13 protein-coding genes and 2 tRNA genes are annotated in these 15,056 nt (G+C 44.2%); 8 read left to right on the top strand and 7 right to left on the bottom strand.

The genetic code is table 11. The features are described from left to right. The first annotated feature begins 407 nt into the window (after nucleotides 1-407). Together PHI74_03510 and PHI74_03505 are read left to right on the top strand one after the other, a co-directional pair. The gene (locus tag PHI74_03510) at nucleotides 408-947 is read left to right on the top strand and encodes a hypothetical protein (GenBank protein MDD5485079.1); all 540 of its coding nucleotides are present in this window, start codon (nucleotides 408-410) and stop codon (nucleotides 945-947) included. 207 nt (nucleotides 948-1,154) lie between these two features. Next, a tRNA-Thr gene (locus tag PHI74_03505) sits at nucleotides 1,155-1,271 on the top strand. Between the two features lie 72 nt (nucleotides 1,272-1,343). Here PHI74_03505 and PHI74_03500 read toward each other — a convergent pair. The 4 genes from PHI74_03500 to tatC (PHI74_03485) form a co-directional block, all read right to left on the bottom strand. After that, nucleotides 1,344-2,570, bottom strand: a complete 1,227-nt coding sequence (locus PHI74_03500; protein ID MDD5485078.1) for an MgtC/SapB family protein — start codon at nucleotides 2,568-2,570, stop codon at nucleotides 1,344-1,346. 126 nt (nucleotides 2,571-2,696) lie between these two features. Continuing rightward, nucleotides 2,697-2,771, bottom strand: a tRNA-Pro gene (locus PHI74_03495). Nucleotides 2,772-2,856: 85 nt separating this feature from the next. After that, nucleotides 2,857-3,300: a phosphopantetheine adenylyltransferase gene (locus tag PHI74_03490; protein MDD5485077.1), complete on the bottom strand. Its 444-nt coding sequence runs from the start codon at nucleotides 3,298-3,300 to the stop codon at nucleotides 2,857-2,859. Between the two features lie 9 nt (nucleotides 3,301-3,309). Then, the gene (tatC, locus tag PHI74_03485) at nucleotides 3,310-4,029 is read right to left on the bottom strand and encodes a twin-arginine translocase subunit TatC (GenBank protein MDD5485076.1); all 720 of its coding nucleotides are present in this window, start codon (nucleotides 4,027-4,029) and stop codon (nucleotides 3,310-3,312) included. 119 nt (nucleotides 4,030-4,148) lie between these two features. Between tatC (PHI74_03485) and tatC (PHI74_03480) the strand changes: the two genes are divergently transcribed. The 5 genes from tatC (PHI74_03480) to PHI74_03460 all read left to right on the top strand — a co-directional run bounded on the left by tatC (PHI74_03480) (nucleotide 4,149) and on the right by PHI74_03460 (nucleotide 10,910). Further along, a complete protein-coding gene (gene tatC, locus PHI74_03480; GenBank protein MDD5485075.1) occupies nucleotides 4,149-4,937 on the top strand; it encodes a twin-arginine translocase subunit TatC in 789 nt (262 codons plus the stop codon). A gap of 875 nt (nucleotides 4,938-5,812) precedes the next feature. Next, a complete protein-coding gene (locus PHI74_03475; GenBank protein ID MDD5485074.1) occupies nucleotides 5,813-6,712 on the top strand; it encodes a twin-arginine translocation signal domain-containing protein in 900 nt (299 codons plus the stop codon). Beyond that, nucleotides 6,709-8,769, top strand: coding sequence for an aldehyde ferredoxin oxidoreductase C-terminal domain-containing protein (locus PHI74_03470; GenBank protein MDD5485073.1), 2,061 nt, complete (start codon nucleotides 6,709-6,711; stop codon nucleotides 8,767-8,769). The genes PHI74_03475 and PHI74_03470 overlap by 4 nt, the downstream gene beginning before the upstream one ends. Before the next feature lie 70 nt (nucleotides 8,770-8,839). Continuing rightward, nucleotides 8,840-10,246 (top strand): 4Fe-4S binding protein, encoded by a 1,407-nt coding sequence (locus PHI74_03465; GenBank protein ID MDD5485072.1) that lies wholly within the window; start codon nucleotides 8,840-8,842, stop codon nucleotides 10,244-10,246. 16 nt (nucleotides 10,247-10,262) lie between these two features. Next, nucleotides 10,263-10,910 (top strand): molecular chaperone TorD family protein, encoded by a 648-nt coding sequence (locus PHI74_03460; protein MDD5485071.1) that lies wholly within the window; start codon nucleotides 10,263-10,265, stop codon nucleotides 10,908-10,910. Nucleotides 10,911-11,187: 277 nt separating this feature from the next. Here PHI74_03460 and PHI74_03455 read toward each other — a convergent pair whose 3' ends face one another. Both PHI74_03455 and PHI74_03450 read right to left on the bottom strand, forming a co-directional pair. Then, nucleotides 11,188-12,222, bottom strand: a complete 1,035-nt coding sequence (locus PHI74_03455) for a hypothetical protein (GenBank protein MDD5485070.1) — start codon at nucleotides 12,220-12,222, stop codon at nucleotides 11,188-11,190. A gap of 230 nt (nucleotides 12,223-12,452) precedes the next feature. Continuing rightward, on the bottom strand, nucleotides 12,453-12,803 hold the full coding sequence (locus tag PHI74_03450; protein MDD5485069.1) for a metalloregulator ArsR/SmtB family transcription factor: 351 nt from the start codon (nucleotides 12,801-12,803) through the stop codon (nucleotides 12,453-12,455). Nucleotides 12,804-12,914: 111 nt separating this feature from the next. Here PHI74_03450 and PHI74_03445 point away from each other — a divergent pair, with 111 nt between their 5' ends. Continuing rightward, on the top strand, nucleotides 12,915-14,330 hold the full coding sequence (locus PHI74_03445; protein ID MDD5485068.1) for a reductive dehalogenase: 1,416 nt from the start codon (nucleotides 12,915-12,917) through the stop codon (nucleotides 14,328-14,330). Between the two features lie 136 nt (nucleotides 14,331-14,466). Here PHI74_03445 and PHI74_03440 read toward each other — a convergent pair whose 3' ends face one another. Next, nucleotides 14,467-15,012, bottom strand: a complete 546-nt coding sequence (locus PHI74_03440; GenBank protein ID MDD5485067.1) for a hypothetical protein — start codon at nucleotides 15,010-15,012, stop codon at nucleotides 14,467-14,469. Nucleotides 15,013-15,056: the final 44 nt, after the last annotated feature.

Below are 15,056 nucleotides of genomic sequence, written 5' to 3'. Positions count from 1 at the left end.
CTCACAGGATCTTTCTCACAGGATCTTTCTCACAGGATCTTTCTCACAGGATCTTTCTCACAGGATCTTTCTCACAGGATCTTTCTCACAGGATCTTTCTCACAGGATCTTTCTCACAGGATCTTTCTCACAGGATCTTTCGAATCACGTATGAAGAACAAGCGATCTATGAAAAATAGCTAATCGCATGACTCCATTTTCAAATCAACTTTGTTTGGTCCTCACAGTCCTAGATGTATCCTGTTAAAAATCGCCATGGGAAGCTGCATTCTCTACTGATGGCGTCCCTTCAGCAAGAGAGTTTGGATATTTTTTATTAAAATTGCTTAAATTAAGCAATATTATCATTAATTAACTATATATCTATGTCTACGCCACTATCTATCATATCGCATCAGGTGATGAACATGTATATAGAAAAATATAGATTGGTTCTTCCGGCCGGGTTGGACATTAAAACCGCAGCTATTTCAGCGAAGATGCAGGAACATGACAAGGTCGAAGTTTACACGGGCAACAAGGCTGTATCGAATTATGGCATAACCGTACAAGGGTCTGGCGTATGGGCAAAAGGTCACATTGATGGCACAATGAAAGGGTATGATTACAAAGCCCTTTATAAGGTGTATAACACAGAGAGTCACCAGTCCGCTGGCTGGTGGGTCTTTAAGTACCAAGAAGACAAATCGCAAGCCGAACTCAAGAAAACGTTTGAGCAACTGCGGCAAGTGGACCTCAAGTACGATCTGGGATTCGAAATTCAAGGAAATGATTACGGCATTAGTGCTGTGTTCATTACCTATGAAGTTATTCGGGTAGTCTACAACGGGATAACAAAAGACGTCGTAGTGACCAACAATGATAGTTCCGGGGCTATGACTCCAGACGGGGACAAGTATCCAGGCGGATTTAAACCAGTACCCGTAAAAGTATCCAGGCGGATTTAAACCAGTCTAATAACAAAAAGCCCTTGTACCTAGGGCCAACAAAACCGCTTTTGACAAGCGAATTTCTCTCTAGGGAGGCGAATTAAGCTTTCCTAGGGATACTTTTTTTCGAAAATATGTGTTAATAATAGTTTGAAGTTGTCGTATATGACTCGATAGATAGCAATATATTATATAGTAAAGCATATCATATCGAAGTAGTCTTTTGCCCCGGTGGCTCAGTGGTAAAGCGCCACACCGTTAAAGCTCCCATGACTTTAAGGGGCGAACTTGGTACCGCTGACAAATAGGTGGAGATCGCGGGTTCAATCCCCGCTCGGGGCTCTTCATAATATAATCTTCATAATATAAAACAGTTAGCTAAAATGTAAGCTTGTCATAACAAAGCTTGTCATGTCATAATACAAACAACAATAAGGTCGTTGCTAAAGATACTGTGACTATCAGAATACTGCTAATGGTAACGTTTTTTGTGAACTTCATATTGCCTGACATCGTTACCAAACCAACTTTGATCACAATGCCGGATATGTTGGAGAGGATTATTCCTAAAGCAGCTGTTAGCTTGCTGACCTTACCAGCTTGGTAAAGCACGACAGCACTGATCGTAGCGCTTGTACTGCTTACCGTACCACTTATGAATTCTGAGATGTAAAATCCAATCTCTCCAAATTGCATATGTGCAGTTGTGGCCAGGGCGATCATGCCCAAGAATATCAATCCAAATATTAGTGCATTCTTCATGCTGAAAGGTGATCTAACATCTACGTCTATGTTATAGGTATCCCTCCTCGTAATTAATGCGTATAGTATACCTATGAACATCATGCTGAGCAAGGGAAGTGCTATGGTTACAGCTAATTCTACGGAGAACATCGTACATACTAAAAGATTTCTCGCACACATAGCGACATTTGATAGTACCACTGCCGACGCGGCGAAGAGCATAAGGTCTGGGCGCTCTTTCGTCCTAGAACTCAATTCACTCACTATTGCCGTGCTGTTTGCCAATCCCCCAAAAAAGCCAGTATATGCTATCCCACGGGCACCCATTTTTTTCATCATGGCATAATTGGCGAACCCCATCCCAGAAACCAGTACGACCATCAACCAGATCATCCTCGGATTTATAACCTGCCATGGGTCTATGTACTCATTTGGCAGGATTGGGAACACCACGAAGGCTAGGATGCCAAACTTGATTGCACCTCTCAACTCTTGGCTTGAGATACCTCCCACGAAATTATGTAACTCTTGTTTAAGAGTCAATATCGCAGTAATGATGATAGCAACGATTATTGCAGAGCTGTAGCGATTCATTCCCACTAAGACACCTGCGCCGTATGTCAGCATGAGCGATGTAATGGTCGTCAAATGAATGTCCTCCTCCTGTAGCAAGCTCTGTATGGACAAAAGAACGGACGCAATGATGACGAAACAAGCGCCTATCAGCACCAGTTGTGGGCTCACAAAGCTGAATATGGTGCCGCATAAACTTACCAATGCAAATGTCCTGATTCCTGGCTCTTTATGTGCCCACTCGCGCTCTAGGCCTATGAACATTCCAAGTGCCAAGCCCAAACCGATCTTGAGAGCATATTCATATGCAACATCGTTAATCATATGCGTCTACCTATACTATACATATCCATGCTAAAATGACATTTTATTGTCTTGTTTGTAATGATAAAAAACTGCTCTAAGTCATCGTTTCTTGGATTCAATTATGTCGTGTTGTGCACTCTCTGATGGGGCAGGGCAGATTCGAACTGCCGTCCACGGCTCCCAAAGCCGCGAGGATGGACCAGACTACCCTACTGCCCCCTAGGTTATAGTGGGTAATGATCAATTGGATAAAAAGCTTTTCCAAGTAATAATAACGGTGGTTGTAAATTTTATCTACCCCATCTTATCTTAATAAAACGCCATGTTCGTCAATTTCGCCATTTTTGATTCTGGTAGAGGAAATTGGCTTTCCATCTTGAGCCAACACAAAATTTATTTTGACTATCTCAATCGGTCGAAGACCTTCCTCTTTTCTAATTCGATTGATCTCCCTTGCAACAGGATAAGTCTCTGGCGATACGACTATGTAGTCGAAATGCTCGCTTATGGTCGGTCCATAGGGTTCGTTTAATTTTTGGATATTTGCCTGCGAATTAAACTCTCCTTGGATATACCGCTTCATGCATCTCTTTCTTTCCTCATATGGGCATACCTCTCTATAGCGATGCTTTGCCAACTCATCAGAGGTCAATCCGATGAAAACATCGCCAAGTTCGTATGCCCTTTTGAGCAACGCCTTATGCCCGTCATGCAAGGGCTCAAACGTCCCTCCGACAGCAACTTTCATTTCTGTCCTCTAGGATTTGATTGCAATTCTGGTGATGAGCAAGCCAACTTCATAGAACAGAAGCATCGGAGCCGCGATCATCATCTGAGAAATCACGTCTGGTGGCGTTATGATCGCCGCTACTATGAACACGATTACTATTCCGTGTTTTCGATACTCTCTAAGGGTTTGATAGTTGACCACACCAAATCGCGCCAGCAGAGGGAGCACTATGGGCAATTCAAAGGCCAAGCCAAAGACCACGGTCATCATTATGGCGAAATGGACCCACAGCTCTAAAGACCAAGTGCTTGTTGCTCCTACACTCATCGCAAGTATGTTCAGATACCTTAGCAGGAAGGGGAGCATGATAAAGTAAGAATAGGTGGCGCCCAAAAAGAACAGGATTAGGGCTGAGACTGCTACCAATACGATGAACGATTTCTTTAACTCAAACCGACTCGCTATGTCGTATCTATTCTTCAGCGCATCGTACACATAATAAGCTATAAGCGGTAGCGATAGAAGCACACCGATGATCAGAGACATTTTCAACTCTAACACGATTGCTTCAACTGGCTGAATTATTACGGTCTTCACGCCCTCTGGCAGCAGGTCCTTTTGTATTTGGTTTAACAGCCTGCTCATGAAAGGAAAGGATCCAAAGGTTCCTATTCCTATCACTATGCCTATTCTCATCAGTTTTTTTCGTAATGCAGCTAATATGACGCCAAATTCTTCAAGAGCCAATTATTTCCCCTCGCTTGTTTACCCTCAGTCTACTATCCGGTCCTATTTATTTATAGTCATTCCATCCCATTCTATTTAGCTAGCCTTATATGCTATTTATATCAGTCATTAATTGATCGTTGCACCTACTGTTAGTTGTCCATAGTATTAAGTTTAGGGATGAAAAAGAGTCTATTGATAATATGAGCATTGACTATGATGTACCACCCAGTGACAGGGAATTACCCTTGAGAGAGCACCTTGCCGAATTGCGACAACGAGTACTCGTCATCTTTGGAGGGGTTGCCCTCGTAACTGCGGTCGTGTTACCCTTCTCTGATGAGATGCTCAGGATCATGTGGAGCCATTTTCTCCCGCCTAATGTAGAGATGATGGTTTACGGTCCTTGGGAAATCATTTCCATAAGAATAACGCTCTCGCTTATATGTGCTTTTGTGATTGGTGTTCCATTACTTCTGTATGAAACACTAGCATTTATGAGACCAGGGTTATATCCGAGCGAGAGACGTTTTCTCTACTTGGTAGTGCCCTTCTCATTGATCTTGTTCATCGCAGGTGCCGCTATTGGCTATCTCCTTGTGGTTCCAACCTTATTCAGGTTAATGATATCCGCTTCCAGTGATGTTGCATTTGCCCAGCTATCGATAAAAAATACATTCTCGGTAGTGATGACTACTATTGCTGGCTTGGGCCTCGTATTCCAGCTCCCTCTGTTAACGGTCTTTGCCGTGAAGATGGGGCTAGTAAAATACAAGAGCTTGGTGGAAAGAAGGTGGTTGGTGTATAGTGGATTATTGGCCTTTGCGATGCTTGCAACACCTGACCCTACGCTGCTCTCGCAATTGGTGGTGGCGGTCATGCTAGTCATATTATTTGAGTTCAGTTTGTTGATTGCTCGTTTTCTTTGATATGATATATGGGAAAAATGATATCTATGAATTAAAACAAATAAATAAGATAGAACAGGATAAAGCGATGGGATGGATAGATACCATGCATTTTTTATGGTTATACTCTTATGGCATTCATCCGGCGTTGGTAAATTTCGTATGGGGCGTGGTTAAGATGGACTGCTACGGCGCATTAGGGATGAGCAGGCAATTTAATGTTTATATATAATAAATAACATAACCTCAGGGAAATTATGTTATTTAACATGAAAGTTATGAAGTACACAAGCGCATATTCAAATTAATCATGGATACTGTCTATCCTTTATCAAGAAAATCTTAAGCCAAATCAATAACGTTTTTCAGATTGTGAAACAGCCCATTTCAATGCAATGGCAATGTGGTTTTACATAACCCATCAGCATTGCTGCTTAGCGCTCCTTGCACTATATTTTATCTGAATATATGAATAAACATATTGTGAGCAGGTTTTTTTAGATGAACGATCTTATTAGCTCTGTTGTAATTAAAAGGATTTTATGGGTATGATACAATATGATATAATTTAATAGTCCTGATATCGATAAGTCCTGATCGATAAAAAAAACTCCCCAATACTTACATATACTGTACCTAAAACCCTCTTCCCGGCAAACCTCTCATTGTGTCAGATATGGTTCAATCTGATTCTACAGTATCTACCTGCCTCAACTCTTGGAATGTTGACCCCTCACTAAAAAGAGTGCGATCCGATTACTAAAAATAAAAAAAGTTCGATGCGGTTTGAAAAGTGCAAAAGTTTTAAATAGAATATCTAACAGAACTATAGACCAATTGTAAGTTCCGAGATAGATGAAGAGGGACTTTCAAAAAAAAGAAATGGAGGAAATCGCGTGTTAGAAGTTTTAGAGAGAGAAATCGATCCAAGCGCTATAGGAAGGCGCAGGTTCCTCAAGTCTCTTGCTATTGCCGGAGCAGTAGCAACGATGGGGATTTCTGGATGCGTATCAGAGCCTGAGCCTACACCTGCACCTACACTGCCTACTGCCAGAACACCACCACCATTGCCTGCAACACCGAAACCAGCAGCACCAACACCAGCACCAGCAGCGCCAACACCAAAGCCAGCAGCACCAACGCCAACACCAGCAGCAACGCCAGCGCCACCAGTAACAGCTCCAACGCCTGCACCAACGCCTGCACAGGCGCCAGTGAAGAAAGGGGCTTCCTTTGACATTGACTACACTAAATGTTCCGGTTGCGACATTTGCGCTGTTGAATGTGCAGCCAAGTACCAACCCGCAGACATCGAGGGGATAAACCTAGTCTACTCGAGGATCAGGGCCATGCGCTTCACGTATGTGGACATTCCAAACGTATGCCAGTTTTGTAACCTCACTGAGTGGAGTGATGGGACTACGGAGATGCCCTGTCAGTATGTCTGTGCCACCAATGCGATAGAAACCGTTCCAGATGCGGAGACCGTCCCTGGCTACTACGGTAATGGGTACAAGCGCGTCAATCCGGATTTGTGTCTGGGTTTCGCTTCATGCGGCAAATGTCTGGAGATCTGTGAGCAGCTTTTCGGTAGCGGTGTAATTTTCACACCCGATGGCATAGCACAGGTTTGCACAGCGTGCGCTGGACAGCCCACCTGTGTGGAAGCCTGCACCGAGGGTGCCCTAGAATTTGAGGTTTCCATACCAGGCAGGTTCCAGGCGATGAACCCGGCGCATCTGGCTGAGATGCTGTATATGAGGATGTATAAAGTAGTAAGGAGGGATTTGGAATGAAAGGTGCTTGGGGTAAACTACTCAGAGTGGATTTAACACAAGAAACCACAAGCGTTGTGGAGCCAGAAGAGGAGATATACAAGACATTCCTTGGTGGTCAGGCTTTAGGACTGTACTTCCTGTTTAAGGAGGGTATCGCTAGCCCCGATGTGAAGCCAGACGATCCTAAAAACATGCTACAATTCCTCGTAGGTCCTGTAACCGGAGCAACACCTGGGGGGAGGTCCTGTATAGTCACCAAGTCTCCCTACAATTTCCAGTGCCAAACCCTAGCTGCAGGTCTTACCCCCACTGAGATGAAGTTTGCAGGATGGGATGGCATCCAAGTGGTTGGAAAGGCCAGCAGTCCTGTCTATCTGTCAGTCGTGAATGACGACGTGGAGATAAGGGATGCGAGCCATCTCTGGGGAATGGATCATGAGGAAGCCGATGCCGAAATTATGAAGGACACCTACGCGCCCTATACGCACAGGGCAGAGAGCATGCTGACTACTGGTGAAATGCCACCCCTGCTCGCTGCGAAACACCCTGCAGACCCGAACAAGGGCATTGGTGCGAAGAGACTGGCCAGATCGTGGACGATCGGAACAGCAGGTGAAAACAAGGTATGGTATGCAGCCACTATGACAGAGGGTGCCAGGGCTCACGGCAGAGCCGGTTCAGGTTGCATCATGGGCGACAAGAAGCTCAAGGGCATAGTCATCGCAGGTACCAAAGGACACTCGATGGCAGACAAGAAGGCTGTTTTGGAACTCAACAGGAAGATCTGGGCTTTTATGAAAACTGAGCGGAGTGCAAGAGTATACGGCACTTCTTCTGGTTGGACCAACAGCATGAGAACGTCTTGTTACCCCATCAGAAACTGGCAGGAAGGCTCCTGGGAAGACCCAGAGGCTCTCATGGCCTTCGTAGGCTCCTTCATGAAGAATGCCTCCTACGTCAAGCCCCAGGCTTGCCGGGGTTGTGCCCGTCACTGCCTGTGGACGGCTAGGATCACCAGCGAAGACGAGAGGATGGACGGCACAATCACAGACATGCCAGACTGGGAAGCCATGGGCACAGTGGGCGGAAATCTCGGCTTTTTGATACCGGAAGATCATCCTGAGTGGCATCCAAGGGACCCCTATCCAGGAGATCACTGGGACTTGAAGAGGGCACTGGACAAGCTTCAGAGAGGCACCATGCTGCATGACAACCTTGGTATGGACTACATAGAGGGCGGAAATAACCTCGCACTCGTCATGGAGTTGATGGAGAAGAAGTTGATCACAGCGGCAGACATCGATGGAATCAACCTCGTATGGGGCAACATAGACGCTGTTGATGACATGCTGCACAAGATCGCCCACAGAGAAGGCATCGGGGACAAGCTAGCAAACGGCACTTACGAGACCGCCAAGTATTTCGCTGCGCTGAAGAACAATCCTGACATAATGAAGTATCACATGGCAACTCATCGCTATGGCCAGCCAGCCCACACCGTAAGGGGTGGATGCAAGTCAGCCCTTTCCTACCTCACCACGATAAAGCCCAACTGTCATACCGAGGGCAGTGGAGAAGGTCAAGCCCTGATAGACCAACAGGATTTAGCATATTCGAACAATTCGGCAGTAATCTGCAGTTTCGTTAGAACATCCTGGGGTGCCGAGGGCATGGCATCCATGACAAAGGCTTGCACAGGCTGGAACGACTGGACCTACGACAAGCACCTGACGGTTGGAAATAGGGCAGCTGTTATGGGAAGGACATTCGAGCTGTACACCCAGATGAACGATGCAGGATTCAGCCCGACCGCATGGGATCACCTGACTCCATGGAAATGGTTCAATTCGCCATTCACGGCAGGACCCTGGCCGAAAGGGACCTCTATACTATATGAAGATGGCCTGGTGGTCGACGAGGCAAAGTTGTACGGTACAAAACTCCCAGCGTACTATGAACTGAGAGGCTACACCAAGACCACAGGCATACCAACTGCGGCAAAGATCGAAGCAAGCGGGCTCAAGGACCTCTTGGGAAGCGCTGTAACAGCGCTGTTGAGCAAGTTCGGCGAATAAATAAATAGACGCAATGAATGCACGAAAACCCAGTCTCCCCTTGGAGACCGGGTAACTCTTTTTTTTATTTATGACTGATATAAAAAAGGAAATCGTCTTACTTCTCTGCTCCTGTGATAAAAGTCTCCCCTTGAATTTTAGGTCCATATCCAAGTCCATGATGGATAAAGGGGTTGTAAATGCGATCACGAGCAATAGCCTATGCAATATCGATGGGCTAAGTGAGATTCATTACCGTCTAAGAAAGAATCCTGACCATCTCATTATAGCTGGTTGTTCAAACAAGACTTTGTTCGACGACATTCTAAGATACAGTCATTTCCCAAAGGAGAACCTATCTCTCGTTGATATTAGGGAGATGTCCGGGTGGGTTCATAAAGACAAATCTGAAGCTACGGAAAAAGCTAAAAGACTGATATTTAAGGAGATGATGAACGTTGAAAACAGAAGGGATTTTGAGCCGGGTGAAGACCTAAAAGAGATCGTGGTGGTTCTTGGCTTGAGGCGAGTGGAAGACTTAGTAATTTTTGGCAGGGTGGAATCCTGCCCAGGTTACAGGTTCGACTCCTGTTCCATATGCATCGATAGCTGCCCACATGGAGCAATATCGAGTGGGTTATCCATAGATCCCGAGTTGTGCAACGGCTGTGAGATCTGTATATCTGTCTGTCCGCTCGGACTGCTGACTTCCAAGAATCAAGGGAATATCGAGAGAAACATAAAATCCATGCTAACGAGTTTTGTAAAGAAGAAGCCATTCTCTTCCAAGCGCCTGATAGGAATGCCAATAATCTTATTTGTTTGCGACAACCTCGCGAAGATTACATTAGATAGAATTGGGTTAAAAAAGCTTAATTATCCGGCAGATATCCTTCCCGTACCAGTTTCATGTCTGAGTCAAATTAACCTCAACCACATTTTGATGAGTTTTGTTTTGGGCTCGCAAGGTATCCTTTTATGTGGTTGTGATCCATGTGAAAAAGGTTCTAAAGAATACATTGTGAATCTAGAGAGGACTTTTAAAAGCGTCTTCGAAAAAACGTGTCTTGAAGAAAGGCTTTCTGTCTTCAGAAGTACCTCCAGAGACTCAAATAAACTTCATGAACACATGATCAATTTTTTCGAAAAAATCAATTCCATGGACCGTTTAAATATAACCAGGGTAGGGGAATTTTTAGGGAATAAGCGAGAAGACCTGCTTTTGATGTTAAAAAGCGTTCTTAAGGATGGAGACCTAAGGGGAGATTTATTGCCCTTCGGTTTTATCAAAATCGATGAGGAGACTTGTGACCTCTGCGGAGATTGTACAAGGGCATGTTTGACCAATGCCCTGAAGATCGAGGACGGCAAACTTATTTTCGATCATGGATTTTGCATCGGTTGCGGGGCATGTGTCAAAAAGTGTCCCAACAGTTCGATTGAACTGGAGAAAGTTATAAAAGTCTCAAAGTTGTTTGTGACTGACATCGTAAAGTAAAAAGAGGTCGATTTCAATGTCAAAAATTCCTCAAAACATCTTCTATATAGTTGGTGTAAGGATGCATATGTACAAATTTGTAGCAGAAATCTTCAAGGGAGAGCCATCCTCCAAACTTCTGTATGGCATTACCCAAGATTTTTTCAAACAATACAGAGAGGAGAAGGGCGAAGAAAATGATTTCATGGAAGGATATGTGCAGATATGCGATTTCGTCGAGACATTTTCCGATGAAAAAGAGTTAAGGGAATTACTTTCCAGGGAGTACAGGGACCTTTTTGGAGAGAAGATCAAAGCGCTGGAAAGGCGCTATATCACAAAATCTGATGGCATCTTGCACGATTTACGAGACGTATATGAAAAAAGGGGCTGGACGATTCCGGAAGACTTTCCGAAAGAAGAGGACCACATAGCTGTTGAATGTGAGTTCGTAACCCACCTGTGTAAGGGCATGCGTAAAACCCTGCTGAGCTTGAATGCGGAAGAATCCGAAGCTAGCTTCAATTTTCAAAGAGATTTTATAAATGAGCATGTCTTGAACTGGGTCCCTGGCTTGTGCGATGAGATTGAAAGCGAAACTGAGAATGAATTCTATTTGGGGGCGTCAAAAATGACTTCTGGAATACTGGACATAGACAAAGAACTGTTGACGATGTTTTACTGAATTCAAAACAACTCGAATAGTCAGAATCCACTGTCCTGTTCAAATTTCAATGGTGCGATTACTCCTTCCTGTCCTGTCTTTTAGCCATGCCGATGTTTTTGATGTACACCACTTTCAATCAAGAAAAATCCTGCCTGTCAGGTAGTATCGGTTATCGGTCGATTTCAGGCGCTCTGCTCTTGTCGAGAACACCCTTCCCCGCTCATTCATTTAGGGACAAATATTAATTATCAGAACGAGGATTAATGAAACCTTATCAGAACGAGGCACTAGTTAATCACACTTGACTTAGGAATGGGGGATATATCAATGAAATATTATCCTTGACTGCATCAAAGCTTTTACCATCTGGTGTAATCAGCGTTGCTTGTAAGATGCTATGGACAAGTGGCATTTCCCTGGAAAATACCAACATAAGTCTATATTCGCCCGCTTCGCCCTTAATCGCTCTTTCGCTTATGGTTTCTTCCCATCTATCCAACAATTCACCCTTGGCTGATTCCCCGTCCTGAACATCGGTCTTCCTTTCATATAATTCAAGTATTAATTTGCCATTGGTGTCAATAACTCTGTCGTTTTCGTCTTTGATATATACTGTAATCTCCATAGCATCTGCTATATCCAGTCTTTCTGAATCTATCCCCCAATTATCCACGATGGCGTCCCTGATTTCGATGGATTTCACGGTTGGTTTCTCCGCTGAAGTAGTCCTATAGGCGCTAGGAGGAAGGAAATGCACCTTCAACGTCGTTTCCGCCTTTAAAATGTTGGAATGACCGGAGAATTCGACCTGTTCGCCCGTCAAATTTTCAGCATTGTTGCCCAGAATGGCGTAAACGGAATCCGGTTGATCCCTTTTGGGCGTAAAAATCACCGATATTGCCAAATCATCAGATATTCTTTCAAAATCCGTCCACAGGCCCAGCTCGATGAGCATTATGGCATTGTCGTACCATCCCACGTCATCGGGCGTTAAGCTGACCTCATAGCTTCCCTTTTCAACCGTTGCCTCTCCGAAAGCCATGTGTCCCGTATAAGTGGTGTCATCTCCCCTTTCCCAAAGGGGTGTGTCTATAAGCATCCGTTCAGCTTCATGTGCATCTAATGGAACAAGCAATCCCTTTCTCCAATAGGGTCTTTCGATAAACACTCCCAAAACGCAACCATCTGGCAGATTTGTTTTTCCAGAAACTGTTATTTGCCCCTCTTTCTTTTCTGCTGAAGCGGTAAGCGTGTAATTCTTTACAGCCCCAACCTGGACAGGAACCACCGCAAGGATGGACAGAGATGCCAGACCGATTTTATTCTTCATTTTCGTCACTCCCTTGTGTTTGCATAGCATATATAATGTGATGATATTCTATACTGTGTTAAATAGAAATACTAATGACATGGATTATATGAATCATCACTCCTATAAATGTTTTGTTGTGTTAATGGCCTTTTCTAAAATCTATTTGGTATATGTCTACTAAATAATAGCTAGACTGCTACGGGTATGTAAGGCATGGTCCCACTGAAAACGATCCAAATCCCCAGATTCTAGGCATCTCTCAAAGACATTGATTCCTTTTTAATGGAATTTTTTAGTTGGGGCGGCTCACATTCAGCACACGAACTCAACTCCCTGACGTCTGAAGCTACTTCTTTAACAAATTTTAAGGCGCTTATCACACCCTTATGAGTAACTTTGTACATTATTTTCTTTCCGTCCCGCCTGCTTTTTACCAATCCGCATCTCTTAAGTGCCTTGAGATGAAATGAAACAAGTGTCTGTTCCAGATTCGTTTGCTCCATTATGTCGTTAACGCACCTCTCGCTACCACCCAGGCACCATAGGATTTGTCTCCTGTTATTGTCTGCTATGCATTTCAGAAATCTTTCTTCACTCATGTTAAAACCAAGTATGCACGAAGGCTTATATATACATAACTGCTCATATATTCTCATCTAATTAAGTATGCTTTGTTCATATAATGGTGGCGTGTCCTGGAGGAACAGAAAATGGCAGAGGAACAGAAAGAAGAAAAATTTGAAAAGTTAACGAGGAGAGAGCTCCTTGCAGGTACAGGTGGATTTGTAGCTGGCATAGCTGTCGGATCTGGAGGCGTATCTCTATTATTGCCCCCAAAAGAAGTAGAAGTACCTGTAGAAGTAATAAAAGAAGTACCTATAGAAGTAATAAAAGAAGTACCTGTAGAAGTAATAAAAGAAGTACCTGTAGAGGTACTTAAGGAAGTGGAGGAAGTCAAAGAAGTAGAAATAAACAGATACGCCTGTCCATACTGCGATGGGACGTTCAGTACGTTGGGTGCCTTGAGAGTCCACGTTGACTCAGAACATCAACCCACACCGACATCCATAAGGGAGAGTGAGGGCAGACCTACTTACATCAATAAGGTCGATAAACCCACCTATGATGATTTTGTGGTAGAGACAATTGAGCAATTTGATCAGAAGAATGAAGTGTTTAGCAGATCTGTGTGGGATGAGGAGTACAAAAAGAGACGTGCAGAGGCTCCTTTAAGAGTAATATCTGATGATATGGCAGAGTTGGAGGGAAATGCATTTCAAACCAGTGGTTGGTATGTGCATAGGAAAGCGGGACCCAGTGGCAATGCAGGCCCCGGGGGTCTCAAATATAAAGACCTTTACGATTGGAACATAGCAGTGAGCAAGGTTAAACTCCCGGTTTCTGATCCGGCAAAGATGTCGGAGCGAATTAAGTATGTGGCTAAGTCTCTTGGGGCGGATCTGGTTGGTATCTGTGAACTTAACCAGCGCTGGGTGTATTCTCACTACTACGACAGGAATACTCAAGAACATGTTGAATTAAACGCTCCATACAAATATGCAATAGTAATAGCCATCGAAATGAAATGGGAGGATATAAAGAAATCTCCGGGGTGGGAAGCGAGTGCGGCAACTGGCGTCGGCTACTCTAAGATGGCTTTCATTGCACCTTCACTAGCCGCTTACATTAATGGGTTGGGGTATCCCGCCATTCCAGCCGGTAATGATCTAGGACAGAGCATCCCACTTGCCATTGACGCCGGCCTGGGGGAACTTGGGCGGCTCGGTCTACTCATAACTCCTGAGTTCGGGCCACGAGTTAGGCTCTGCAAGGTGTTAACCGACTTGCCCTTGAAGCCGGACAAGCCGATCGAATTCAGGATACAAAGATTCTGCGAGTCATGTGTCCTCTGCGCCAAAAGCTGCCCTATGGGAGCCATCAAGTTCGGAGAGCGCACCACTGAACCTACTTCCATTTCTAATCGAACAGGCCTACTGAGATGGCCCGTCGACGTTGTAAAATGCCACATCTTTTGGCAAATGAACCGTACGTCTTGTGCCAATTGCATAGCGGCTTGTCCCTGGTCAGACATGGGCATTCGAGGCGAGATAAAGTATAACCTTTGAATGGGAAAATTCCGCGGTTTGGGCTAAGTCTTTAATGGCTTCGTCGATTCCGATGGCTTAGTATAAATGCTAGCCACCTCTGAGTGCGGCAAGGCATAAAAAACATACTACAATAAAATAAAATAAAGTCAAAACCTCAAGACCTTTTCAAGTTAATCCTGATTCTGTCGTGAAGTATGATGGATAGGATACCTATTATGCCAGCCACCAATATGAGATCATAACCAGGTCCGAAATTCGTAGCGATGGTATATCCCTCCATAAAGATTTCGCCTTCAATTGGTAAATCCGGTAGTACTATCATACTACTCACTACCGCTTTATCTATTCTCGCTTGTAGCCTCATCCTAAAGACGTAGTGTATGGCTAAACACAGTGAACTTGCAAGAAGGATCAAAGGTATCCCGATCTTCTTTTTCAAAAAGCTCCCAATGACGATGACCACGATCATGATTACCAATACAACGAAGAACCACTGTAAACTGTGCCCAATATCCGGTACCATCTCCGGTTCAGGAATGCGACCAACTAAAGAATGTGGGTAGACTTCAATTCCTATTCCACCCGTCGTTTCGACGAACCAAATTCTCCACCAGTAAAAGCACATGGACAAAATGATAAAAACAGCCGATATCAGGGCAACAGGATTCCTCAAAACATTAAATCTCGATTTAACGTTCATGTGAATATCTCTTTAAATAGTACTATTTTAAACTTTCGAGCTCA

Source organism: Methanocellales archaeon (assembly GCA_028715985.1).
GTDB lineage: Archaea > Halobacteriota > UBA148 > UBA148 > UBA148 > UBA148.
This window is presented reverse-complemented; position numbering and strand designations above follow the sequence as displayed.